Here is a 26,350-nt window from a genome sequence, read left to right as displayed (position 1 = left end):
TTACCACTTTGCTCACACTATAAAACTGCGAAGAGGACATTGCAGAGAAAATGGATATCAAAATAGTTTCTTTTTTTAATTTCCCGGACGAAGTCTGTGCACGAAGTATTGAAGCTATTTTTTTAATATCAAGACTTCGTCCTGCAGCATGTTTCATTAATACTTGTTATTAAAATGATCAGATTATTCATTTACCTCAAACTTTTATTACATTAGGCCAAAATTAAACTGTATGAAACAAATTTTAGTGCTTATATTTTTAATCCAAGTTGCTTTAAGTGCAAATGCTCAAAGTTATATTGGTATTGGTGCAAGTGCTAATTCATCCGGTTATTCAATATCTTTTAAAGGTGGATCATTAGCATATAATAATGTACTAGGTTTGAGCATAGGTGTTCCTGTCGAAGTTTATTTATCTGAAAAATTCAATCTTTCTACGGGGCTGAAGTATGCAAGTAAGGGCAGCGTATTGATTTCTTTGACAATTGACAATACAGAATATGAACCAAAAATTCAAATCTATTATCTTGAAATTCCTTTTTTACTAAAAGGAAAATTTGGAGTAAATAAAATTCAATTCAATCCTATTGGAGGGTTTTCCTTGGGATATGGTATGTCAGGTTTTATAGAAAATTTATACAGCAATTCCGGAAATCGCTACATTCAGGAAGAAGAAATTGATTTTGGAAATGATGTAAAACGTTTTCTCTTTCAATTACATCTGGGAGCCGGAGTAACTTTCTTGCTGCCAAAAGGAGCATTGTCATTGGATTTGCAATACTTGAAAGGAATTAATAACCTTTTAACAACTTCGGCACTCCCGGATGACTATTCTCTTACAGCAAACGGGTTTGAATTCACTGCGGGTTATCTTTTTAAGATCGGAAAGGATAAAATTAAAGCCACTCCATCGAAATAATAAAAATTTTTCAGATGTAAAAATTAATTACTTAAAAAACCTTCTGAAATTAATCAGCCTTTATCAATGTAATATCCATAAAAAGCTCCCAGCTGCTATCCTTAGTTCTTTGTTCCCAGATTCCTGAAAATTCTTTGTCATCATTTTTAAATCCACCTCTAAACCTTAAATCATCTCCAATAAATTCCCAATCATCCTTCTTACATTCGGCAAGCATCAAGCCCGTGCTGCCTTTGCTATCATAATGTTGCATAGTAAATTTCCCGATCTTATTATCAAAACCAATTATTTCATAAGTCTGATTTTTTTCTTTACCTATATAGACATCTGCTTTATGAAGCAAAAAATATTCCCCCGGGAGCCATTCATAGGTGTCTGTTCCGGTAACAATTTCTCCGGGTGCTTTATCGGATGATCTTAATACACCATTTGTAATCCAATGCCCTACAAATTTTCTTAATTGCTTTAGTTCTTCCACTTTCAGCATTTTCATTGTTCAATTCGTTACAAATTTCAATCCAACAATAGATGCAATTAATGTTCCAATAAAAAACAATCGTAAAAACTCTGCAGGTTCTTTGAAGAATAAAATTCCAACAAGAGCTGTACCTACTGCTCCTATTCCTGTCCATACTGCATAGGCAGTTCCGAGTGGTAATGTTTGTGTAGCTTTATATAGCAGAAACATTGAAAGTGTCAGACAAATAAAAAATCCGATGAGCCAGTAGGTTGAAATTATTCCCGAGGTAGCTTTTGCTTTGCCCAGACAAGTAGTAAATCCTACTTCAAACAGACCGGCGATAATTAAGATGACCCAATTCATTTTCAGTATTTCAATTTTATTGGTTGTTCACGGAATAAAGTAAGTACTCTGTCATATGAAAAACCATAATGAAGCAATACCACAAATGCAAGATCCGCGCCTCTGCCGGGATGTCCGAGATCATACAATGCCATTATAGCTACCGCAAAAAAAACAAATTCAAGAACCAACCGGAACTTTCCGCTTACAGGAATCACAGGATTTCTTTTAGGATCATTCGGATATCTGAAAACAGCCCAACTAACAGCCATGATGACCGGCAGAAAAACTGCCATTGCATATTTAGAAAAATCCTCGCCCTGCGAAAATCCCCAGTAACCGACAACAAATAATGCAGTCAGTTCAAGGAGAAATCGGATGGTGAGGTTGAGCCAGTGGTTGGACATTTTATTTGGTTTCTTTTTAGGTCAGGTTTGATGTTCAAGGTTCAAAGTTCAAGGTTCAAAGTTGGCTTCGTAGGTGACCACGAAACCAACTTTGAACTTTGAACTTTGAACTTTGAACTCAAACTTAAGAAGGTTGTGGCGTAAATCTCAGATAAGGCTTTACTTCCTTAAACCCTTTCGGAAATTTCGCAGGAATGTCTTCCGACTTTATTGAAGTTGCAACAACAACATCTTCACCTTGCTTCCAGTTTGCAGGAGTTGAAACGCTGAACTTTGCTGTTAGCTGAAGTGAATCGATGACACGAAGGATCTCATCGAAATTTCTTCCCGTAGAAGCAGGATAAGTGATCAGAAGTTTTACTTTTTTATCCGGTCCGATAACAACTACGGAACGCACAGTAAATTTATCAGATGCATTCGGATGAACGAAATCAAACAATTTCGAAACAGCAAAATCCGGATCAGCGATGATGGGATAGTTTACTGTAGTGTTTTGAGTTTCATTGATATCATTGATCCAGCGTAAATGTGATTCCACCGGATCTACACTCAATGCAATGACCTTTACATTTCTTTTGTCAAACTCAGGTTTCAAATTAGCTACACATCCAAGTTCCGTCGTACAAACCGGTGTAAAGTCAGCAGGATGAGAAAACAGAACTCCCCAACTATCGCCGAGGTATTCGTAGAAGTTAATTTTGCCTTGTGATGTTTCTGCGGTGAAATCAGGGGCTGTGTCGTTGAGACGTAAAGACATGGTTATTCGATTCTATGTGTGCGAAATTACTAAATTAAAGCTTAAGAAAGTTCTACACTGTAAATCAAGCTAAATATTTTCTTTTAATCAGGATATAAAAATTATATCTTGGAGCGATAAAATTCTCCTTTATCAAAATTTAAAATCAACTTATCTTTTAAACTACTTTTTCTTCTGATCTTTCTTCATGTTGTGTGTTATGGCCAAATTATAACAAGTAAAATAATTGGTCCGGGAACAGGAAATGCAATTATTGAATCAGCAGACCATAATTTAATTTTCTGCGGAAGCAGATCAGGTAAATTATTGGTTTCCAAAATTGATTCCGGTGGTAATGAAAGCTGGAGTCAGCTGTTTGGCTTAACAACCGGACTTTCGCCTGACAACTCAGGTTATAATATTATAAAAGTTGAAGACAATTATTTAATCACAGGAAAATACGATCCCGGTATTGGAGGTTACACTAAAGTTTACGCTTTGCTAATTGATGAGACCGGCAATTTAATCTGGGAAAATAATTTTGGGAATAACAATTCATTCGCAAAATATTCTTGTTACGATAGTATTTCGAAAGTGATTTACATAACCGGCTCCATCCAAAACGGAACACCTGATATTTTTCTTCTTAAAATTGATACGCTAGGAAATACAATATGGGAAAATACCTATGATTTTGGAGGAAGTGAAATAGGAGAATCAATTTCCTTGAAAGACCCAAACAACATTTTCATTATCGGTAATACAACAAGTGGAACAACTAACAATATGTTCAATGGATATTTTCTAAAACTTGATTCAACCGGAGTGATAAGCGTTCAAAAGAGTTATGGCGGAATTCTTCAGGACAACATTTACAATTTTAAAATATTAACTGACGGTGGTTTCTTGATAGTTGGTACATCAAATTCATTCTCATCCGGAAATTCAGATGCATGGATACTAAGGTTGGATAGTCAAGGTGATACATTATGGACAATTACAATTGGAACACCATTAGTTGAATCTAGCTATAGTCTCTTTATCAATGATCACAATAGCATCTGGATCTGTGGGAAAGCAAATACTGGTACGAATAATGGAGATCAAGGTTGGCTTTTCGAAGTAGACTCAAACGGTGCGTTAAGAAATACTTTTTCCTTAGGAGGAACAATGCAGGAATTACTTTCAGGAATTGCAATCAGCAATAATAATTTATTTTCTATCGGAAGAAGCAGCATAAATTTAAATGATTCAATTTTTTTAGTAAAATTAGATTCACTATCACTAGGTTATGAACCAACTTATACTGAATTAAATTTTGAGCACACTATTTTTCCTAATCCAACAAATTCACACGTCTTTTTAAAATTCGACAAAACATTTCAAATGTTTCCAGAAAGTATTTCAGTGTACGATATGAATGGAACAGAATACCTATGTAACATCGAACAAGATGAACATTTGCTCAAAATAACTCTACCTGAATTTAAAGGAATTTATATTCTCCGTTTTAGAATTTCAAATACAAATTATTCATATAAAATAGTTAAGAATTAAAGTACAAGGATTGAAAGTGTGTAGATTTAATTTAAATTAAAAGTAATAATGCTCCTTTTAAATAATATCCCAAATCCCCCGTATCGCTTTATTTTTACAATTCGGCAATTTTTTAAACCATAATTCTTAAAAACCTCCTTTAATCCATTGAAAAATAATTATTTCTTTTTCCACTAAGTAAATGAAGTTTAAATTAATGAACTACCTGAAACCTTCCTTTAATAACAACTGAATTTTCATTTTTGCCAATTACAAAATACATCCCTGGTAACATTTCTGAAGTATTTATCTCAAAAGACTTACTGTTTATATTATTAAAATTTTTAATTATCCTTCCGGTTATATCGCATATATACACGCAAATAAAGGTGGAAGGACTGGTGATATTAACCTTTAGATTGGCAGGTTGAGGATAAATACTGAAATTTTCCTTGCTATCGAGATTAAATGTACTTAAAGGAATATCTAATGCTGAATCAATTCTGCATATAAAAGATTTCTGAACAGACGTATCGTTTTGTGCATATCCGCTCAACAAATAATCGCCACTGTATGACTTTGCATCATAAATCATAGAAGAAGTATATATACCATCTGAAATAAACTCTCGATAATTTAGACTATCTCCGTTTAGATTCATACGATAGAGGAAATTGTGACCAACATAATCAGAGGGAATTACATGATTAATTATCCCAGTAAAAAGAACATTTTGGGAATCCAAGGCTATTTGCCGTCCAAAAGCAAAGTCACCTACAATATATCTGTTCCAAAGTTGATGAAGGGAAGTATCAAATTTCATAACAGAGGTCGAATCAAAATTATAGTTGGTTAAGCTAAAATATATTGAACCTTGGTAATCTTTTTTTACATCAGATCTCGACCACCCGGATTTGAATATTTGTTCAAATGCTATTGAATCTAAATAACCAACATTAAGAGAATCAAAATTTGAATTATAATATTTAATAAATCTTCTAACATTTCCTGAAATTGTATCAGAAGAGAAAAAACCAAAACAATCTGGATTTATGTCTTTAAACGAAGGCGATAATGATAGAGAGTCAAAGGAGACCACGGTGTCTAATGAAGTGTTTAGTTTGACAAAATGTTCATTAGTTGTAATTACATATCCTGTATCCGATGTTGAATAAAGCTGAACTTGTGTGCTCGAAATAAAATTAATCAGTTTCAAGACATAGTTTTTATTGATAATGCTGTTGCCTGCTGTATCCAGCTTTATAATATTGAGATGATATTCAATGTCTGTTGGTGATGCAGAAGGTCGTTCAGTACTTCCAACTGAGCAAACAATATTACCATCTGCAGATAGCACCATATCAGGATACAGAAAATCAAATCCCGCTCCGTACAAAGAACTTCTAATTTCATTGCCTTGTGGATCTGAAATTCGAAAATAAAAAGTTGGCAAGCATGGAACGCATCCATCGTTTACTCCGATAGAAGCAAAATTACCATTTGATAATTGGATGGATCGAGTGCACGTTTCAGCGTCTATCCCCGAAGGAACTTCGAGGAAGACACGCTGAAATCCGTTTTGAGCTGACACTAAAACAGGAATAATAAATAGCAGAATAATAATTAATTTATGCATATATTTTTTTGGAAACTCAGTCGTTCTATCTGTAATATTATTCTCAACGACAGACATTTCAAGCGAAAGATAACATAACATTTTTGATTTTTTCAAAATCGTGAATGATGACGCTTAACTTCCCGTTTCAAACTCTTCACACTCAAACTGAATTCAACCAGCCCACCCATCCCTATCCAAACTCCGGTATTGTATCGCCTCAGCAAGATGTTCTGTTTTTATATCCGCCGAAGAATCGAGGTCGGCAATTGTACGGGAAACCTTTAAAATTCTATCATATGCCCTGGCAGAAAGCCCAAGTCGCTCCATGGCAGTTTTCAGAAGCGTGCGACCTTCTTCGGTTAATTCGCAGACAGAATGCAGAAGTTTGGAACCCATTTGCGCATTGGCATAGATTCCATTCATGCCGTTGAAACGAATGGCTTGAATATCGCGGGCACGGACAACTCTTTCTTACTACTTCACTTCGTTCGCCGTTGCGTTGTGAAGTCAGTTCTTTGAAAGGTACCGGAGTTACTTCCATGTGAATGTCGATGCGGTCGAGTAATGGACCGGAAACTTTGTTGAGATATTTCTGAACGACACCGGGTCCGCAGACACAATCTTTTTCGGGGTGATTGTAAAAGCCGCATGGACATGGATTCATTGATGCCACTAACATAAAACTCGCCGGATAATCGATTGAAAATTTTGCTCTTGATATTGTGACTGATCTTTCTTCTAAAGGCTGACGCATTACTTCTAAAACAGTCCGTTTGAATTCCGGTAATTCATCGAGAAATAAAACACCGTTATGCGCTAATGAAATTTCTCCGGGCTGAGGAAATCCGCCACCTCCTACTAATGCTACATCACTAATCGTATGATGTGGCGAACGAAATGGTCTGACAGAAACTATCGATGCTTCACGACCCAATTTACCTGCGACTGAATGAATCTTTGTCGTCTCTAATGCTTCACTCAATGTTAAAGGTGGCAATACTGTAGGAAGTCTTTTTGCCAGCATTGTTTTTCCTGCTCCGGGTGGACCGATGAGAATGATGTTATGTCCGCCGGCTGCGGCAACTTCCATTGCACGTTTGATATTTTCCTGTCCGCGTACATCAGAAAAATCAAATTCGGATTTTCCCTGATTAGCTTTGAACTCTTCTTCGGCATTTACAATTATTCGTTGCAATTCACCTTCGCCACTGAAGAACTTAACTACTTCTGTCAGATTTTCTACACCATAGACATCAAGACCTTCTACAATTCCGGCTTCTCTGGCGTTTTGCAAAGGCAGAATGAATCCTTTGAACCCTTCGATCTTTGCCTGGATGGCAATGGGCAAAACTCCTTTGATGGGTTGTAATCCACCATCGAGAGAAAGTTCACCCATAATAATGTACTTCTCCAGATTCGCCTGTTCGACCTGATTGGAAGCGGCAAGAATTCCCAATGCTATCGTGAGATCATAAGCTGAACCTTCTTTACGAATATCAGCCGGAGCCATGTTCACTGTCAGTTCCATTTTCGGATAATTGTATCCGCAATTCTTAACAGCAGCGACAATTCTCTTCTGACTTTCCTTTACTGCATTATCGGGCAGTCCGACAAGTATAAAATTAATTCCACTATTCAGATTTACTTCTATTGTAATCGTTGTAGCGCTGACACCAAAGACAGCACTTCCATATGTTTTTACGAGCATATTTCAAGTTATTATTTCATCATCTTCATTCTTCCGTTATCATTTTGAATGAGTGCTGAAAATTAAATTGAATATTCCGTTAATGCATCCCGATATATGTAGGATATTATTTGCAACAATTTTAGATTAAAAAATATTTCAATATTAACAATTCATGGTTAAGAGAAAAAAAGGCGAATACAATTCAGGGCAGTTGAAATTTTTATCTTGCTGATTCAATCAAACCTAAACTAAAATGAAAATCAAATTATTTTTTCCGATAGTTCTGTTATGTATTTTCAGTCTCACTGCAAATGCAACAGAAAAAGGAACTGCTCAAATTGCTTCAACAAATACTGAAAGATCAGGAAGCTCAAGTGTTGTAGCTAACGCATTAATTAGCCGTCTCCATGAAATTCAATCAATGACTAAAAAAGATCTGTCATCATCTGAACGATCAACACTAAAGAAAGAAGTCAATGGAATCAAAAAAGAATTAAAACAACTGGATGGCGGGGTTTATATTTCTACGGGGGTTTTGTTGCTTATTTTAATACTCATACTTATACTATAACGAAAAGTGAAACGTGAAAAGTGAAAAATGTTAATCTAGTAAGTACTTTCTGGATTGACAATATTCGCTTTTCGCTTTTCACTTTTCACTTTTCACTTTTCACTTTTCACTTTTCACTTTTCACTTTTCACTTTTCGTTATTCGTTAATTTTCTATGCACTGTATCAACGAATGAATCACCTTAATATGTATCTCCTGCGCCCTATCGGCGAAATCTGAATGAGGAGCTCTGATCTCTATATCACACAAATCGGCCATCTTGCCGCCGCCTTTGCCTGTTAATCCGATTACTTTCATGCCGGCTTCTTTTGCGGCGCGGATCGCTTCAAGAATATTTTTTGAATTTCCGCTGGTGCTGATGGCAAGAAGCACATCGCCTTTTTTCCCAATGGCTTCAATGTACCTGGAAAAAACAAAATCATAACCGTAGTCGTTTGCAACGCATGAAATATGTGACGGATCGGAAATACTCAATGCCGGCAAAGCTTTCCTGTCGTCGCGGAATCTTCCGCTAAGTTCTTCGGCAAAATGCATGGCATCGCACATGCTGCCGCCGTTTCCGCAACTAATGATTTTTCCACCATTTGCTATTGCAGACTTCATCAGACTTGCTGCCTTTTCAATAGAAATGAAGTTATTTTCATTTCCAATAAATTCTTCAAGTATGTTTTCTGCTTCAGTAAAATTGGCTTTGATCTGTTCTAGGTTTTGCATCGCTTCTGGATTTCGGAAGCGAAGATAAGAAACTGATCAGAAACTCTAGAATATAAATTAAATCGTAAAAAGCCAATCATTTAAGGTAACCTATATCAAATTTCAAAAACCTTACTTTCGATTTTCCCTTTTTCTAATTATATCCGATAGGATTTTAATACATAAGAATAATAACTCCCTAGTTAAGATATCGTCTAGAAACCAAAAAGATCCTTCCAGGATGACAAAGCGGTTTGCTTTATATGCACAAGGTGAAAAAAAGATGCGGGCCTTCGGCACGCATCTTTTTTTCACCTTGTGCATAAATTGTGACGAAAGTGGTCATCCAGGAAGGACCTTTTCGGTTATTTAGCTTTAATGCTTCATCCTTAAATTTACCAATTCGGAAATTAATAATTGTCAGAATTTATACGAGAAGCTCAAACCATAATTAGTTCCGGTCGTAATGGCACTGATCCTGCTGTCTTTATCTGCAACGTATTTTCCATCTTCATCCTGATCCTGATAGAAAATTGCAACATTATTCAGGACATCGTTGACAGAAAACTTAAGTTCTCCTGACTTGAATATTGTTTTACTGATCTGTAAGTCCAGCAAATTTCGTGGTGCTTCGTAGATGCTTTTATAGCCCTCATATCCTACCTGGAAGATGCGTCTGCCGATCTTGTTGTAAACTACATTTAATCCAAAACCACTTAAAGGGTCATTGAACATCAATCCACCATTTATAATGTAAGGGGATTGACCCTGCATCGGACGATCTTCTTTTGCACGTAAGTCATCGGATTTATCTACTTTGGATTTGATCAATGCTACGTTTCCAAAAATAGTAAACTTAGACCACGATTTCCACGAAGAAATTTTTTCCATAAATTCCAGTTTTCTGCGAAACTCTGCTTCTATTCCGAAATTAGTTGCACCTTTTGCATTTTCGTACGAAACTGATCTGCTTCCTGCTCCTGAGCTTTCAACAATTTGCTCTATCGGATTTGAAAACTGTTTGTAAAATAACGAAACGGAATACACCTCGCCTACTGTCGGATAACTTTCAAATCGCAGATCAACATTATTGATCGTGCAGATCACAAGTGAATCATTTCCCTGGATAGCAGTTGAAGTATTGAAATCATAGAATGAGAATGGCGCCAGCTCTCTGAATTCCGGTCTTGAAACACTCTGAAATGCAGATGCTCTGATATTCGTTTTTTCTGTCAAGCCGTAAGTGAAATTCATTGAAGGCAGTAGATTCAGGTAATTTCTGTTCACTTCGATTGTGTCGTTGCTATAGCCAAATGAATTCAACTTCTGAATAAAATTCTCCAGACGAACTCCATAAACTACACGCAACTTTCCGAAATTGTTATCCATCATAGCATAACCTGCATGCAAGTTTGAAGTAGCAGTATAACGATCAGATGGATTTGTAATATCATCCAGACGGAATCCTTTTGAGTTCATGTGATCTGCGCTGAAAATAGTATCGAGAGAAGAGAATAATAAATTGTAATTGAAAGTTCCTGCATTTGGAATAACATAACCCAAAACGCGGGCATCAAACGTTCTTTCCTTATACTGCTCCATTCCACCAAATTTTACAACTCCGTCCTTTTTGAACAACTTAATTGGAATGCTAATATCCGCACCGCCATTGTAAGTATTTTCATCTAAAGAAGAGTAAAATTTACCGGCATAATTTGGAGAGGCACTACCGAAAGGCACATATGCTCTGTAGATAGTATCTGAGGCATCACTTACTTCAAAATTTCTGTAGTACTGCATTCTTCTCAGATCAGGAATTTCTCTTGAAATAATTCCGGCACCACCATACCATTTTATATTAATTTTAGATTTCCCCAAAAGATGTTCGCCTGATAACTGCGAATTAAAAAGAGTACTCGATGTAAATTGAATTGCAGTTGCCTGCTTTTCCTGCTGAAGTTCTATGTCATCACCCGAGCGCATTACAGTAGTATTATCAGAGTTGACTGAAAAATAGTTTTTCAAAGAGATCTTACTATTATCGTTGAATTTCATTGTCATATTAAAAATTCCGCCGGCTAATACATTGTCAGAATATTGTTCATCGAAATAATTATACCGCTCCGAACCATCAAAATCAAAATCACCACGCTCTACTGTTTGATGTTTGTTAGAACGAGCGTAAGTCAATGCACCAATGAAACCAAACTTCTTTTCACCAATCGACATTTGATTTCCGAATGAAAGCTGAACATTTTTGTTTACAGGCATATTTGACTTCTCATCAACTGCCCAGTCATTTGATACTTGCTTTGACAGCTCATACTTCTGAGCTTGTGTCATTTTTTTAAATTCAGCAGAACCCGGGAAATTTTCAGGTAAAGAACGTGAACCGTCATCAATGCCAATCCAGTCTGACTTCCCTGTTGAACCACTGTAATAATCTTTAAAAGTAGAGTACGAATTCAGACCTGTACCAATTGTTAAACCAAGAAAACGTTTGTCAGGAATATCTTTGGTATTGAGCTGGATAATCCCGCCTGCAAATTCACCCGGAAGATCCGGTGATGCAGTTTTCAGAATAAATAAATTATCAAGCAATGATGACGGGAAGAGATCAAACGAAAATGATTTTCTGTCCGGCTCACTACTCGGCAACATAGTATTATTGATCATTGCCAGATTATATCTGTCACTAAGTCCGCGAACGATAACAAATTTACCTTCCTGCAGACTGGCCCCGCTTACTCTTTTTAAAACTTCAGCTGTATTTTTATCCGCAGTCTTTTTGATCGCCTCTGAAGAAATTCCATCCTGAACAACGGCACTTCTTTTTTGCATCAAAAGAATTGAACTTGCACTTTCACGACGCATTTCTGCGACTATTGTAACCTCATTGAGTTGTTGAACAGAAGGTTCAAGAATAACATTTAATGCTAAAGTCTCGTTGTCTTTGACTTCGACATTCTCCACAATTTTTGGATTATAGCCGATGTATTTGACAGATAAATTATAACTTCCAGGGCTTACGTTAAGATTGAATTTGCCATCAATATCGGTTGAAGTACCTATCGAACTTCCATCAATCCAAACCAGAACCCCTATCAGGGTCTCGCTGCTGGCCTTATCCAGTACTTGTCCGGTAATTGTTCCTGCTGCTGAAGCATAATTATTCAGCGCAAAATGCAGAATTAATAACAATAAGGGACTTTTCATTTTTTTCATCTTTCGAATGTTGATTCCTCAAATTTCGCTCTGCATTGTTAAGCTATCTTAAATCGAAGGTTAACTCCATATTAACCTTACGTTAGCTGAAAAAAATAAAACACTAAGCGCACTAAGTTCACAGCAAGACCACTAAGAATTCCGTGTTCTTATTGTGAACTTAGTGATCTTGCGTTAAAAATAAATCAACGAAAATATTCTAATCACAATCGATCACAAAAAAAAGTCCCTATAAATTACCGGGACTTTAGCGTAAAATCTAACCTTATTTTATCAATCTAACTGTTCTTTGTCCTGTAGAAGTTGAAAGTACCAGCATATAAATTCCTTTTGAAAGATCACTTGTATTGATCGTGAATTTATTTGAACCTGCACTGAAAGCTTTAGTAGACAATTCTGTTACAGCTCTACCTGTAAGATCGTTGATCACGAATGAAATTGATTCTGATTTCTCAAGATTCAAATTTACACTCACTTGTTCAGCGATTGGATTCGGGAATACTTCCAAAGAAGAAATACTGTTGATTGTATTTACCGAAAGGATATAATTATTCGTTTCCGGAGTCCAGTTTGCCCAACCGGTTGTCCAGTCTGTTGTACCGAATGCACCTCTGTAAGTAACTGCATCAAAGAATGAATTTGTTAAGCGTGTTGCTGTGAAATCTGCTCCAAAAAGCATTGATGTAGCAGCCTGTGGAAGGAAATCAGGTGCTGAGTAATTATGTGGAGCTGTTAACATTACATCACTTACATTAGTCAGTACTTCATTTGCGAATAAACCTGTACCATACCATCCTGCAAGATCCCATGCACTACCACTTGCTACTGCAAAGTTTGTAAGACAACCTGCAAGTACTGAATTCTTGATTTCAAGTCCACCTGCAATAGCACTCGTTTCACAATTTGTACCATCAATAAGCAAACCAACAGGATAACCTGTAATAATTGAATTATAAAGTGACTCTTCTGAGCTACGACGAATGTGTGCACCACGTTTATAATTGCTGTTAATTGCAGTTGAAGCATCCACCAGTGGTCCAACGATAGTTGCATTTGAAATTGTAGCATGAGTTAAAGGTGTATTTGTTGATCCGGTAGCATCATTATCACTTTCAAAACCGTTTGAACCTGAAACGTCAGCAACATTGCTATCACGAAGTGCTACTATAAACTGCAGATTTCCTGAAAAACCAAAGTCTGTATCAAAATCATCGTCAACTCCTCTGTATGCAATTAGGTTTTTTGCATTTACTGTACCACCAAAGAATTCATATGAATCATCACCACTGTAACTTACCTGAATGTGATTCAACACAGTTCCACTTCCTACTCCACCACATGTTAGTCCATTGATTTCATTATTCGGTTGAAAAGCGATACCCGGAAATTCAATGCGTACAAATTCAAGAATTCCTGAATTGTCAGCTGCATCTGTTCCACCGTAAAGTCCTTTTACAGCATCCAGACCACCTTCGATAACTTTTTCTCCAGCAGGATCATTGATCGGTGCATTTCCCAATAAAATCAATCCACCCCAGTCACCATAGGTTCTTGAACCCAATGGCTCTCCTGATGTAAAGATAATCGGCTGAGAAGCTGATCCTGTGCATTTATCTTCGATCCACGCGTGATGATCAAAGATCCTTTTGTAGTTTTGTCACCTTTAATAATAGTACCTTCCTGTATTGTCAATTCAGCACCTGAAGTAACATAAACAAAACCGGACAAAATATACTGATTGTTATTCGTCCAGTTAGTGTTCGTTGTTATATCTCCACTTACAGTAATAGTACTTTGCGCATTCGTTAAAAACGGCGCAATAAAGATTGCAATGATTAGTAATAATTTTTTCATGATTGTTTAGGTTTTTTTTTCTGCAAGCAAAAGTACCTGAGCGATGTTATGCTGAGGTTAACAGAGAATTAACTGTAGGTAAAATCAGTTGAATTTGAAGTGTGTAAGGGGTTCTACACTTTGCTCTTCAATCCTACACTTAAACTTAAACTCTACCTAAATTAATCGTTGATTAAATTGCTAAATTGGAACTGAGTGGTAAAATGTCCACACTTCACACACAAACTCAAACTATCTTTAATTAGTGTGAAGTTTGAGTTTGTAGTGTGAAGTTTGGCTTAACAGTTTGAAGTTAGAGGTGTGCAGTGGGATATGTAAAATGCCCACACTACAAACTTCAAACTCAACCTCAACCTATCTTTAATTAGTGTGAAGTTTGAGTTTGAAGTGTGGAGTGTGAGGACTATTTACTCACATCATTCTCAGACTGGGATGATAACTTTCGGGAGAGTTGTTTTAGTGTAAGAGTAAGTGTAGGTACCACTACAAAAAGAAACAGCGGCTCTCCCTGCCGCTGTTCAACTCGAATAAACACCTCCATGTTGTTTAACCAAAAACTAACCATGAGATGGGCACAATATACAGTGGTGTTCAGGCGAATTCAATTCAATTCGGCAATGACTCTTACAGTCTTGGTAAATAGTCATTTTTTGGGTGTGAGTAAATCGGTGAAAAACTTAGAACCGGAACTGCATTCAACTCATATTATGCTTTAATTTCGTTTCCAATGAAAATTCATGCAAATTATCCGCTGCAAAAGTTAAATACATTCGGACTAAATGTCCTTACCACTAACTATTGCAAGGTCACTTCTGTGGAAGATATTAAAGAACTGCTTGCTAAACCCGAGATATCTGGTCAAAATAAACTGATCTTAGGAGGTGGAAGCAATATGCTTTTCTCAAAAGATTATCAAGGGCTGATCATTCATAATTGTATTGAAGGTATTCGGATTGATAGCCAAGGTGAAGATCAGGTTTTAGTATCAGCAGGTGGTGGAGTCAACTGGCATTCTTTCGTGCTCTTTTGTGTGGATCATGGATTTGGCGGAATAGAAAATCTGTCGCTTATCCCCGGTTGCGTTGGCGCAGCACCGATTCAGAATATTGGGGCTTACGGTGTGGAAATAAAGGATACCTTCTTTGAATTGACCGCAGTTAATCTGACGGATGGAAGCATTCAGAAATTCAATGCTGCTCAGTGTCATTTTGGATACCGTGACAGCGTTTTTAAAAGGGAAGGAAAAAATAAATTCATCATTACGGAAGTTACATTCAGACTTTCTAAAAATCCTGTAATTAATGTTTCCTATGGCGCTATAAAAAGCCAACTGGAAAGTATGAATATCACAGCGCCTACTATAAAAGATGTAAGCGATGCCGTAATTGCCATCAGACAAAGTAAACTTCCGGATCCAAAAGTAATTGGTAATGCAGGGAGTTTCTTTAAAAATCCGGAGATCCCTACTGAACAATTCAATGAATTGCAAAAATCATTTCCAGATGTTGTAGGATATAAAACACACGATCAATTGACAAAAGTAGCTGCCGGATGGTTGATAGAAAATAGTGGCTGGAAAGGAAAGCGAATTGGTAATACAGGAATGCACGATAAACAAGCACTGGTATTGGTAAATTATGGCAATGCCACGGGAAATGAATTAATCGAACACGCTAAAAGAGTTCAGTCAAGTGTAAAAGATAAATTTGATATTGATCTTGAAATGGAAGTCAATATTATCTGAAAAAAACTTGTACTATCAATTTACAAAAATTTTTCAATCTCTGTCTTTGTCAATTCCAGCTCTAATTTCAATCTGTCTACAAGATCACTCATTCCATAGCTATCAAGTTCTTTACCTTTGATCTCAATCGTCCTGCACGTATCTGCAATTTTATTAGCACCCAGATTCAGCGCAGAGCCTTTTAACTTATGTGCGAGAGAAGCCATTTGTGGCAGATCCATGACCGGCAGCAATGCGGAGATCTGATTTACAATATCAGTGCTTTGATCAATGAACATTTTTATTACCTGATTAAAGAATGACGGATCAGCTCCTGAAGTCATTTCTTTTAATTTCATCAAAGTCGGCTCATACAGAATAGCATTCCCATTGCCGTTTGCGGTAGTTACTTTATTTGTCATGTCGTTTTGGGATTCACGGAATCTTCCACCCCATTTTTTAATTCGTTCTACAATCTCTTCTATGAGAAATGGCTTACTAATATAATCATCCATTCCTGCTTCCAGGCATTTTTCTTTATCACCTTCCAAAGCAAATGCTGTCATTGCAATAATAACAGGTTTTACTTTTGGTTTTAATTTTTCAATTATGAATTTTGTAGTTTCCAGACCATCCATTTCAGGCATCTGAACATCCATAAAGATCAGATCAAAGGTCTTTGCACGTAAATGATCAATCACCTGAAGTCCGTTTGAAGCCATTGTAGGCTTATATCCCAATCCTTCAAAGATGTTCTGCGCAAGTTTCTGATTGATCAGATTATCCTCAGCGATCATAATTTCAAGTGGAATTTCCTCCCCTAACTTTTTAGTCATTCCATCGAACGACTTTTCATGCTGAGTACGCTGGTGATTTTCAATACTGAAAACACCGATCAGAATATCCAGCACCTTTGATCGGTCAACATTCTTTGGTATGACTGCCGACACAACTTCATTGGTATAATCAAAGAAAATTTCATCTGCCTTGTCTACATTGAACATCACAACCGGTAATGTTTCTTTATTCCTGATAGTCCTGACTTCCTGAGCAACAACCAATGCTTTCGCTGTGATCAATTGTGCATCTATCAGAACAATGTTATAATCTGATTTTTCAGACACAAGTTTTAATCCTTCAGAAACATCATTTGCAACAATTGGTATCAGACCCCAACGCTTAAAGTAATTCGCATACAGATCAGCTTCTGTTTTATCGTCACTGATAATAAGCACCATTGAGTTTGAAAACTTACTGCTTCCGGTCTTTTGATATTTTGGAATATCTGACTTCTTAACTTCCTCTGCATGGATATTAAATATGAAATTAGACCCTACTCCTTCTATACTTTCAACTTTAATAGTACCACCCATTAATTCAACAAGGTTTCTGCTGATGGCAAGTCCCAATCCGGTTCCACCATAAGTTCTGGCTGTAGATGCATCTGCCTGTGAAAACGGAGTGAAAAGTTTTCCGATTCTGTCTTTTGGAATTCCAACACCGGTATCTTCAACTTCAAATTGAATATTCAGATCATTTTTTGCAAATGAAAACTTACTTACGCGAACTGTCACTTTTCCCTTTTGTGTAAACTTCAGCGCATTCGAAACAAGATTCAAAAGAATCTGTCTGAGTCTGGTAATATCACCATAAACAAACCCAGGAACATCTCTGGCAATAGTATAATGCAAAGAAATATTCTTCTCTAAAGCTTTTGATGCAAGAAGATCAAATGTTTCTTCAATACATCTCTTTAAAGCAAATGGCTTTCTTTCCAACTCCATTTTAGATGACTCTATTTTAGAGAAATCCAGAATGTCATTTATAACTGACAATAGAGCTTCACCACTTAATACAATGCTGTCAACAAATTCTTGTTGCTTGTTAGTAAGCGGAGTTTGATTTAACAACCTGCCCATACCAATTACTCCATTGAGTGGAGTTCTGATCTCGTGACTCATTGTTGCAAGAAATCCAGATTTCGCCTGAGTCGCTGCTTCAGCTTCTTCCTTTGCTTTCAATAATTTCAACTCAGCTATCTTTCTCTTAGAGATATCATGTCCGAATATCGAAACACTTTGTACAAATCCCTGATCATCTTTCACCGGAGTGAATATAATTTCCAGATGTATGGCTTTACCATTAACGGTGATGAGTTTTTCCAGAATAAATTCTTCTCCCTTGAAAGCCCGCTGATGAACTTCAAGATAATCTTTATGAAAATCTTCGGGAAGTATTTCAAGTAAATTAAACCCGGTTTCAACGATTACTCCGGTTTGTGCATACAGCTGATCGCACAATCTGGAATTTATTAATAGTATTGAATGTCTTTTGTCGATTGACAAGATCGAATATTCAGCATTCTCAACAAGGGAATTCAGTCGCCTTCTGTTATCATTAACGACTTGTTCTATTCTCTTCCGTTGAGTAATATTCTCTGTAAGCGAAATCACATATTTCGGATTACCATTTTCATTTTTAGAAACAGCCGATGAAGAGTTCACCCAGATGATCTCACTGTTTCTCCGGATCAATCGTTTCTCCTTTTTACTTGAAGGAAGTTCTCCACTGAAAAGAGCAGAAAGTAATTTTCGCTCAACAAGTTTATCTTCAACAGGAATGATATCCAGGATACCTATTGCAAGCATTTCATCCTCTGTATAACCTAAAAGGTTGGCAAAAGCCCTGTTTACTTTAATAAATTTATAATTTGTTCCTATAATCGCTACCGGCATGGATGACGATTCGAGTAATTGTACAGTATCGTTTTCAGATTCGCGCACAAAACTAGTTATCGGAGGCGGAGTATTTTCAACTAAAGTTGCACTCACAGGATTTGCTATTGTTCTTAACCGAACAGAGATTACCCGACGTTCACCGGATATCTTTTTCACAGCATCAACTTCAGCATGAAAAACATTTTTCTTCATCGTCCTGAAGATTCCATTGACCTTTACATTCTGATCCTTATCAAGCCCTTCTTTTATCTTGTTTCTTTCTTCAGGTTTCCAGGAAGGATCGAACAACGATGTCAGATCAATTCCTATCAGATCAGATGTCCTTGCTTCAAATAAATTTGCTGCTGAAGTGCTGCAATCAATTGTTAAGCCTGTGACAGGACTAACAACAATCACTGCATCATCAAATAAATTATTATCGACCAGCAGACCCGGCTCAGTGCCTTCAATTAAATTGTCAGTTTTGCTTTCTGATTCTTCCTGTTCCGGTGCTGATACATTGGAGATCTTCATCCACATGTAGATCAGCGTAACTATCACAAAACCGAAAAGACTCAGGAGCAGGAAAAAAGTGAAATGCAACTGGAGCATATAGTCCAGAATAAAAACAAGAACGTACACTACAGCAACTGCCAGAATCAACAGCCTGTAGAGGACTTTCTTACCTTCTTCGGTTTGGTTTTTATTTTGCGTTTTGGTACTCACTTTTGATCATGCACAACTATGCGAATCCTTATATGTAAAAGGAATACATAGGTTTTGATAATCAGCCGTTGTTTCAAAGTAATTCACTCGGCATTATTACATGGTGCGTATTGCAATTAACAACAATTGCAGAAAAATAATGTGCAGACTTACAGCAATCATTTCATTAAAAAAGTTTATGCCAGGATTGAAAAAAAGTTTGTTAAACGATTAAATCCCTTGAAACATTAGAATATTGCAACTATTACAAGTAAGAAATAGGTCAATAGTACCTTATAACTAAAAAAAAACTGTAATTACCTTACAGTTTTTTTATTTCAACACGTACAAAATCGACCAACTCCTTTATGTACTTTTCCGAGAAATCGAAATGAATTCCGGCAGTTTTATAAACTTCAGGGATGCTTTTGGTGTACCCTAAACGGAGCGCATTTTTATATTGTTCAATCGCTTTGGCAGGATCATTTTTGTAATTTCTCCAGACTGCTATTGCGCCAAGCTGAGCCATACCATATTCGATATAATAAAACGGAACTTCAAACAAATGCAATTGTTTCTGCCACATTTGTTCTAAAGCATTCTGATCACTGCTCCAGTCAACATGTACAGATGTGAATTCTAAAATCAATTTCTTCCATGCCTGAGTTCTTTCAGAAATTGTGTGTCCCGGATTAGTATATAACCAGTGTTGAAATGCATCAACACATGCTATCCATGGTAATGCTTCAATAACATTTTCAAGTTGTTCGAGTTTTGCTCTCTTTAGATCCTCATCATTATCAAAGAAATGATTCCAGTGTTCCATTGAGATCAATTCCATACTCATTGATGCAAGTTCTGCGATCTCCGAAGGCAATTCTTTAAACCCAATGAAATCAAGGTCGGCAGTTAACATTGAATGAATAGCATGTCCGCCTTCATGAACCATTGTTATCACATCGCGCAAAGAACCGGTTGCATTCATAAAAATAAATGGCACTCCGCTTTCATAGAGAGGGTAATTATATCCACCGGGAGCTTTACCGATTCTTGAATCAAGATCTGTATAACCTTTTACTTTTAATGTATTGAGTACACTTCCAAAATAAGGATCGATTTCACCGAAACATGAAATTGATTTTTCAAGCAACTCTGTACCAAGTTTGAATGGCTTCAGGTCTGCTTTACCTTCTGGATCAACTTCCAGATCCCATGGTTTCAGAGTATCTACTTTTAATCTTGATTTTCTGTCCTGCATAAAATCATTCAACACGGGCACAATACAAGTTTTCACCGAAGAATGAAAATTCAAACAATCATCAGACGTATAATCAAAACGGTCTAACTCAACGAATTTATAGTCCCGGAAATTATCAAAACCCGCATTCTTTGCCACAGTATTCCGAAGCGCAATCAACTCATTGAATAACTGATCCAGTCGATCACGATCCTCTGCACGTCTTGATACAATTTTGTGATACACTTCATCACGCAATTTTCTGTCAGGTTCCTTTAAAAAATTTGAAGCTTGCTGTAACGTTATTGTTTTACCATTAACGTCGACAGTCATCGATCCGGAAATTTCACCGTACTGTTGTTCTTTTACAGACAACTGTGCATGTAATGGAATATTTTCTTCTCTGAAGAGACGGATTGAATTCTGTACACTCTTGATGTGATTTTTATACCTTTCATCAAGTGAATTTATAGCAGGCTCAACGATAAATTTTTTATTCAATTGATCCATGTATGGAGCAATCTTTGGATTTATCTCTTCAACAAAATAAGTATAGGCTTCTGTTAAAATTTTATTCTGAGTATCACATGTCATTCTGATATATAACCAGCCTGCATGCTCTTCGATAACTGCTTCCAGTTCACTCAGATTATACAACCACTCCAGCAATTCGTCAATCGTCTCATTTTTTCTATTCACTAATGACTGAAAAAATGGTTCAAGTTCCTGCCAGTTATTGACGTCAAGATCTTTTGGAATAAACTTTCTGGTAATTTTGTCAGCAGAAGTTAATTCAGTTGCATTATTCATCTATTAAACTTTTTTTCTTGTGCGTGCAGTTGCCTTCTTTGCTGATTCTACTTTGGGACCATGTGCTTCGTGATGCGCTTTCACCGGAACTTTTCCGTCTTTGTCGCCAATAACAGATTTTTCATCACCTTCCTTTTCTTCAACTTTTGAAAAATCAATTTTATCGCTAAGCAATTCATACCATGTCAGCATCTTTTTAATATCAGAAGTATAAACTCGTTCTTCATCAAAATCCGGTACCAGCTTTTTGAAATACTCGCGTAATTTAGTTTGATCGCCCTTCACATCGGCTTTCAATTTATTTCCTTCGGCAGACTGAATCTTTTTGTAGATCTCACGCAATGGAACTTCACCATCGGCAGTGTAAACGGCAATATCAACCAATGTCATTATTCGTTGATTTGAATTGATAATGGTGCGCTTACTATCAGCGAGTGACTCAACTATGAAGCCCGCACGGTTATTAGCTACCACTTTGTATAATCCGCCCATTCCGGGTACGGAAATTATTTCTTTGAATTCCATAATTATAATTCTTTAAACTGACGACAAATGTAACGGGAAAAGAGGAGAAAATATTGATTTTAACCGAAATTTATTAACCTCTTTTTCAGTCACATTTCAGGAAAGTAGTAGGTCAAGAAAAACAAGGTTAAAGGTCAAGGGTCAAAGGTCATAGTCATCTACTGACCTTTGACCCTTGACCCTTGACCTATTATCTTTAAAACACAAACGTGATTATCCGTCAGATCATTCCACTACATTAAGCGGCAGTGTCGATACTGCAGCACCACTTTCCAGCCTGCAGAAATAACTTCCTGAAGAAAGATCTGAGACATCAATTATCAGTGAATAAGTTCCTGCTGAAAGATTTTCCGATATCACATCCTTCACTTTCTCTCCAAGCAAATTGTAAATTCCAATTGTTGTTTTTCCACTTGATGCAAGTGAAAATTCTATGTGAGTTTGTTTGTTTGCCGGATTTGGATAGATCTCTTTAATTTGAGTAGATGATGAAATGATATTCAGGTTCTCAACTGAAAGCGCATTATCATATTTTATCTGAGCTGCTTCAGCTGATGCTTGAATCATTGCAAGATCATCTCCTGCAATCAATGCAAATGTGACTTCCACAGAATCACCGGGTGCCAGTGTAATTCCATTTGCAGATACGACACTGAGTACATCATTACCGGTTGCAGGGTTCAATGTAAGTCCTGCATCGGCTCTGCCTGTCGTCATAGAAGAATATTTTTCTGTACCTGAAAAACCATCAGACAGATCCAATCCACCATTAGCTGCATAATTATCGATTGCGTAATGATTGAAAGTTCCTGTATGACTTAATAATTTCATTCCTGCCCAGATACCATCTACATCTGTACACCAAACAATTCCCATTCTGCGGGAAGCATCTGTCTGTGCCTTGTTATTATTAAAGTCCGGAATATCCCAGTCTGCAGCCAAACCTGCTGCAAAATTATTAAGTGTCGATGATCCAACATTCTTGATTGAATACTGAAGCATCACATATTTATTGTCCGGTGCAGCCGACCACGCATATGCGTGATGAGTGATCAGTACATTAATCGGACTTGTCGATGTAGGACCATCATCATCAAACTGCCCTACAGCATCGAAATCAGATACCAATGCAGGAACCTGACGAGCAACTGTTTGAACTTTACTAAAGTCCTCATCACTTGTTGCTCCATCACCTCTGAAATAATCTGAAACCTGTGTTCCTGAAGCGCCAACCATCAGTGACATTTCATACAAAATAGTCGGGCTACCCTGATATCTAAATCCCAGTCCCTGTACCTGCCCGCTTTGATTGTAACCGGTAAGACCTTTACTGGTAATAGATGTTGCAATGTCGTTTACATTTATATTAATATAATCTTCGTTAATAATAACCTTGAATGAAAATACGTCAGACCATGAACCATCATTGATAGTAATCCTTAATACCACTTCGAGATTCAGAGGTGTTCCTGGCAATACTACAATTCTGTATGGTGCTGCAAAATTTGATAAGGTATCATTTGTACTTAGTACACCAACGGTATGCGTATTATTCAGGATCTGAACAAATGGAGTTGTTGGTGCCGCAATAGTACATGTAAGGTTTGTTGTAGGGCGAAGTAAATTCCAAAGCAGGTTACTAACGTTTAAAGTATCGCCAATAACAAATACTCCGTCGTTACCATCTGTCACATTTATTTTCTTTACAACTACTCCCGGAGATATTGAATCTGTTACTGCACGGAATAAGTTCACGCGGCCTTTTCCTAGTTTACTTATATAAGGTGAATTTCCCGGTACCGAGTAAATATTGTCAGCAGTTGATCTTAATTGTTCTGCAACCTGCAATGCATTCATGGAAGGAAATTTAGACTTGATCATTGCGGCACAACCTGCTGCAATTGGAGAGGCCATGGAAGTTCCACTTTGAGTTGAGTAAGTATCATCAAAATCCGTCGCAAGAATATTACTTCCGGGAGCGCTTACATCTACATTAAAACCAAAACTTGAAAAACTGGACCGTGAATCTGTTGAAGTTGTAGAAGCAACAGAAACACAATTTTCATACGATGAAGGATAATGATCTTCATCAATGCCGCCATTGCCTGCTGCGGCTACCAATACAACATCATTATCAAGTACTGCATAGTTTACGATATCCTGCTCGAACTGACTTGGTCCACCCGAACGACCCCATGAACAATTTACAATATTTGCTCCATGATCTGCGGCATAAACAATTCCATCATAGCCATTATCAATATTTGTTGTACTTGAATTTAAAGATGCTTTAATGGGCAGTATTCTGCAATTAAATGCCGGTCCTGCAACACCAACATTATTATCAGTTACCGCTGCTGCACAACCGGTAACGTGTGCTCCGTGTGTACTGTTTACATTCACCGGATTATTATCATTTTCACTTACGTCCCATCCATGAAAGTTGTCAATGAAGCCGTCATTATCATTGTCAGTACCATCAATCGGATCTGCATAATTCAATTTCAAATTTGCCTGAATATCCGGATGATCCCAATCTGTACCGCTGTCAACAATTCCGATCACAGTATTTGTATCACCTTTCCAAACATCCCATGCTGTGAAAGCGCTGATCTTTGTAAATTGGTATTGCGACCCTACACTCGGATCATTTGGAGTGAAATCCATTTTGTTGATGAAAAGTGGTTCGGCATATTCAACAACTCCGGTTGCGTTCAACTGTTGAAGCAACTTGTAAATGTTAGTAGCAGCTGAAACTTTTATCTGGTAGATCAAAGATAAGTCAACTGCATTTTTACCATGTCTATTTTTCGCATTGACAGGAGCGACAGCTAATGGAAATTTTTTGTTTACCGATGCTGCATTTTGTCGGGAAAGTATCGTCTTTACTTTGGGTTCATTAATGGAAGTTGGAGAACATAAAGACCGGAATTCGGGTTTCATTTTTAAAACCAAAACACCCGCCTGAATCTCGCTATTCAGAACCTGTTTGTTTGTTGTAGAATTATTTGCATTCTTATCAGCTGCTTCAGTATTTATTGTAAACAAGGAGATAATGAGCAACATTAAAGCTGCTGTAATTTTTTTCATGATGAGTTTAAGTTACTGATGTAGGGCACAATGTAGTACCATTTTTAACACGAACAAAGTAGGGATAGTCAAGGGAGTGTCATTTGAATTGGAGGGGGTGTGTGGTTAACAGGTTAACAGGTTGGCAGGTTAACAGGTTGGCAACCTGTAACCTGAAACCTGAAACCTGTAAACCTGAAAACGTGTAACCTAAAACCTGTATCAATTCATCAATTACGAATGAGACAACTTAAGCTCCTCATAACTAGGAATATCCTTCAAAAACGCATATGACTGAGTCGAATGATCGATTTTGCAGATGAACGACTCCAGTCCGTTTGTTATTAAAAAGTATGCAACATTCAGGGTCATATTGTACCTGGCAGCTTGATCGAATACGGCCTGAGTCAATGCAATTTTGGGAGCCTTACATTCTGCAAGTAATATGGGTTTCAGTGAGGATGAATAGATTACGACGTCAGTTCGTTTTTCCAGTGAGTTTATTAGCAACTTTTTTTCAACACTGACCAAAGATTGAGGAAACTTCCGTTCATTCACAAGAAAATGTAGAAGATGTTGTCGCACCCACTCTTCCGGAGTCAGACTAACATATTTTTTACGGATTATGTCAAAAATTTTTAAACTTTGCCGTTCATCGGATGACCGCTGGAGTTTAAAGGAATAATCAGGAAAATTTAATCGGGGTAGCTGCAAGATTTTTTTTACAAATATAAATTTATGAATAATAAAAAAGACATAGTCGACAATTGGCTTCCAAGATATACCGGAACGGCATTAAACGATTTTGGTGATTACATTTTATTGACCAATTTCCATCATTATGTAAAACTGTTTTCTGAATGGAATAATGTGCCAATCAACGGTTTAGACAAGCCTATGCCGAATGCAACCTGTAATGGAATCACAATTATCAATTTCGGAATCGGTAGTCCGAATGCCGCATTGATCATGGATCTGTTATCAGCAATTAATCCGAAGGCTGCTTTATTTCTTGGGAAATGCGGTGGATTAAAAAAGAAAAATGCAGTGGGTGACCTCATTCTCCCAATCGCTGCTATCCGCGGCGAAGGAACATCCAACGATTACTTCCCACCTGAAGTTCCGGCGCTACCGGCCTTTAACCTGCAAAAAGCTGTATCCACTACCATCAGGAATCATGACATGGATTACTGGACAGGAACAGTTTTTACTACGAATCGCAGGGTGTGGGAACATGACAAAGAATTCAAAAAATACCTTGAAAGTACCCGCTCGATGGCAATTGATATGGAAACAGCGACTATTTTCGTTGCAGGATTTCATAATAAAATTCCAACCGGTGCTTTGCTTCTTGTTTCTGATCAACCAATGATTTCTACCGGTGTAAAAACCGCAGACAGCGACAAGAAAGTGACAGAATCGTATGTTAACAATCATCTTGTGATTGGCATCGACTCTTTGAATGAATTAAAGAATAACGGCTTAACTGTAAAGCACCTCCGCTTTTAACCCG

Annotated in this window: 19 protein-coding genes and 1 pseudogene; 5 read left to right on the top strand and 15 right to left on the bottom strand. The window is 37.1% G+C overall.

All coding sequences use genetic code 11. From position 1 onward, the window contains the following. The first annotated feature begins 232 nt into the window (after positions 1–232). Positions 233–919 carry a PorT family protein gene (locus tag IPL24_19060; protein ID MBK8365682.1) on the top strand — a complete coding sequence of 229 codons (687 nt, stop codon included), beginning with the start codon at positions 233–235 and terminating at the stop codon, positions 917–919. Between the two features lie 49 nt (positions 920–968). Here IPL24_19060 and IPL24_19055 read toward each other — a convergent pair whose 3' ends face one another. The 4 genes from IPL24_19055 to IPL24_19040 form a co-directional block, all read right to left on the bottom strand. Next, a complete protein-coding gene (locus tag IPL24_19055) occupies positions 969–1,412 on the bottom strand; it encodes a DUF1579 family protein (GenBank protein MBK8365681.1) in 444 nt (147 codons plus the stop codon). Between the two features lie 3 nt (positions 1,413–1,415). Beyond that, complete coding sequence (locus IPL24_19050; GenBank protein ID MBK8365680.1) at positions 1,416–1,742, bottom strand: multidrug efflux SMR transporter; 327 nt, start codon at positions 1,740–1,742, stop codon at positions 1,416–1,418. Between the two features lie 2 nt (positions 1,743–1,744). Continuing rightward, a complete protein-coding gene (locus IPL24_19045) occupies positions 1,745–2,128 on the bottom strand; it encodes a YrdB family protein (GenBank protein MBK8365679.1) in 384 nt (127 codons plus the stop codon). Between the two features lie 124 nt (positions 2,129–2,252). Beyond that, on the bottom strand, positions 2,253–2,885 hold the full coding sequence (locus IPL24_19040; GenBank protein MBK8365678.1) for a peroxiredoxin: 633 nt from the start codon (positions 2,883–2,885) through the stop codon (positions 2,253–2,255). A 192-nt stretch (positions 2,886–3,077) separates the two neighbouring features. Here IPL24_19040 and IPL24_19035 point away from each other — a divergent pair, with 192 nt between their 5' ends. Next, complete coding sequence (locus tag IPL24_19035; GenBank protein MBK8365677.1) at positions 3,078–4,421, top strand: T9SS type A sorting domain-containing protein; 1,344 nt, start codon at positions 3,078–3,080, stop codon at positions 4,419–4,421. A 193-nt stretch (positions 4,422–4,614) separates the two neighbouring features. Here IPL24_19035 and IPL24_19030 read toward each other — a convergent pair whose 3' ends face one another. Both IPL24_19030 and IPL24_19025 read right to left on the bottom strand, forming a co-directional pair. Then, entirely contained in the window at positions 4,615–6,132 is a 1,518-nt protein-coding gene (locus IPL24_19030; protein ID MBK8365676.1) for a T9SS type A sorting domain-containing protein, read from the bottom strand. 57 nt (positions 6,133–6,189) lie between these two features. Beyond that, positions 6,190–7,726 (bottom strand): annotated as a pseudogene (locus IPL24_19025) (YifB family Mg chelatase-like AAA ATPase). Positions 7,727–7,961: 235 nt separating this feature from the next. Here IPL24_19025 and IPL24_19020 point away from each other — a divergent pair. Beyond that, positions 7,962–8,279, top strand: coding sequence for a hypothetical protein (locus tag IPL24_19020; protein MBK8365675.1), 318 nt, complete (start codon positions 7,962–7,964; stop codon positions 8,277–8,279). Between the two features lie 144 nt (positions 8,280–8,423). On the opposite strand, the gene lpcA is transcribed toward IPL24_19020, so the two are convergent. The 4 genes from lpcA to IPL24_19000 all read right to left on the bottom strand — a co-directional run bounded on the left by lpcA (position 8,424) and on the right by IPL24_19000 (position 14,051). Next, a complete protein-coding gene (gene lpcA / locus IPL24_19015) occupies positions 8,424–8,993 on the bottom strand; it encodes a D-sedoheptulose 7-phosphate isomerase (protein MBK8365674.1) in 570 nt (189 codons plus the stop codon). Positions 8,994–9,392: 399 nt separating this feature from the next. Next, the gene (locus tag IPL24_19010) at positions 9,393–12,188 is read right to left on the bottom strand and encodes an outer membrane beta-barrel protein (protein MBK8365673.1); all 2,796 of its coding nucleotides are present in this window, start codon (positions 12,186–12,188) and stop codon (positions 9,393–9,395) included. A 274-nt stretch (positions 12,189–12,462) separates the two neighbouring features. Further along, entirely contained in the window at positions 12,463–13,758 is a 1,296-nt protein-coding gene (locus tag IPL24_19005) for a T9SS type A sorting domain-containing protein (GenBank protein ID MBK8365672.1), read from the bottom strand. Next, on the bottom strand, positions 13,722–14,051 hold the full coding sequence (locus tag IPL24_19000) for a hypothetical protein (GenBank protein MBK8365671.1): 330 nt from the start codon (positions 14,049–14,051) through the stop codon (positions 13,722–13,724). The genes IPL24_19005 and IPL24_19000 overlap by 37 nt, the downstream gene beginning before the upstream one ends. Before the next feature lie 727 nt (positions 14,052–14,778). Between IPL24_19000 and murB the strand changes: the two genes are divergently transcribed. Then, complete coding sequence (murB, locus tag IPL24_18995; protein ID MBK8365670.1) at positions 14,779–15,795, top strand: UDP-N-acetylmuramate dehydrogenase; 1,017 nt, start codon at positions 14,779–14,781, stop codon at positions 15,793–15,795. 20 nt (positions 15,796–15,815) lie between these two features. On the opposite strand, the gene IPL24_18990 is transcribed toward murB, so the two are convergent. The 5 genes from IPL24_18990 to IPL24_18970 all read right to left on the bottom strand — a co-directional run bounded on the left by IPL24_18990 (position 15,816) and on the right by IPL24_18970 (position 25,551). Beyond that, positions 15,816–19,217 (bottom strand): response regulator, encoded by a 3,402-nt coding sequence (locus IPL24_18990; GenBank protein ID MBK8365669.1) that lies wholly within the window; start codon positions 19,215–19,217, stop codon positions 15,816–15,818. A 301-nt stretch (positions 19,218–19,518) separates the two neighbouring features. Then, positions 19,519–21,243: a M3 family oligoendopeptidase gene (locus tag IPL24_18985; GenBank protein ID MBK8365668.1), complete on the bottom strand. Its 1,725-nt coding sequence runs from the start codon at positions 21,241–21,243 to the stop codon at positions 19,519–19,521. 3 nt (positions 21,244–21,246) lie between these two features. Further along, entirely contained in the window at positions 21,247–21,768 is a 522-nt protein-coding gene (locus tag IPL24_18980) for a DUF5606 domain-containing protein (GenBank protein ID MBK8365667.1), read from the bottom strand. Between the two features lie 225 nt (positions 21,769–21,993). Continuing rightward, positions 21,994–24,858 carry a S8 family peptidase gene (locus tag IPL24_18975; protein ID MBK8365666.1) on the bottom strand — a complete coding sequence of 955 codons (2,865 nt, stop codon included), beginning with the start codon at positions 24,856–24,858 and terminating at the stop codon, positions 21,994–21,996. A 213-nt stretch (positions 24,859–25,071) separates the two neighbouring features. Next, on the bottom strand, positions 25,072–25,551 hold the full coding sequence (locus IPL24_18970) for a type I restriction enzyme HsdR N-terminal domain-containing protein (protein MBK8365665.1): 480 nt from the start codon (positions 25,549–25,551) through the stop codon (positions 25,072–25,074). 24 nt (positions 25,552–25,575) lie between these two features. On the opposite strand from IPL24_18970, the gene IPL24_18965 reads away from it, so the two are divergent. Next, positions 25,576–26,346 carry an AMP nucleosidase gene (locus IPL24_18965; protein MBK8365664.1) on the top strand — a complete coding sequence of 257 codons (771 nt, stop codon included), beginning with the start codon at positions 25,576–25,578 and terminating at the stop codon, positions 26,344–26,346. The last annotated feature ends 4 nt before the right edge of the window (positions 26,347–26,350 follow it).

Source organism: Bacteroidota bacterium (assembly GCA_016711505.1).
Lineage (GTDB): Bacteria > Bacteroidota > Bacteroidia > AKYH767-A > 2013-40CM-41-45 > JADKIH01.
This window is presented reverse-complemented; position numbering and strand designations above follow the sequence as displayed.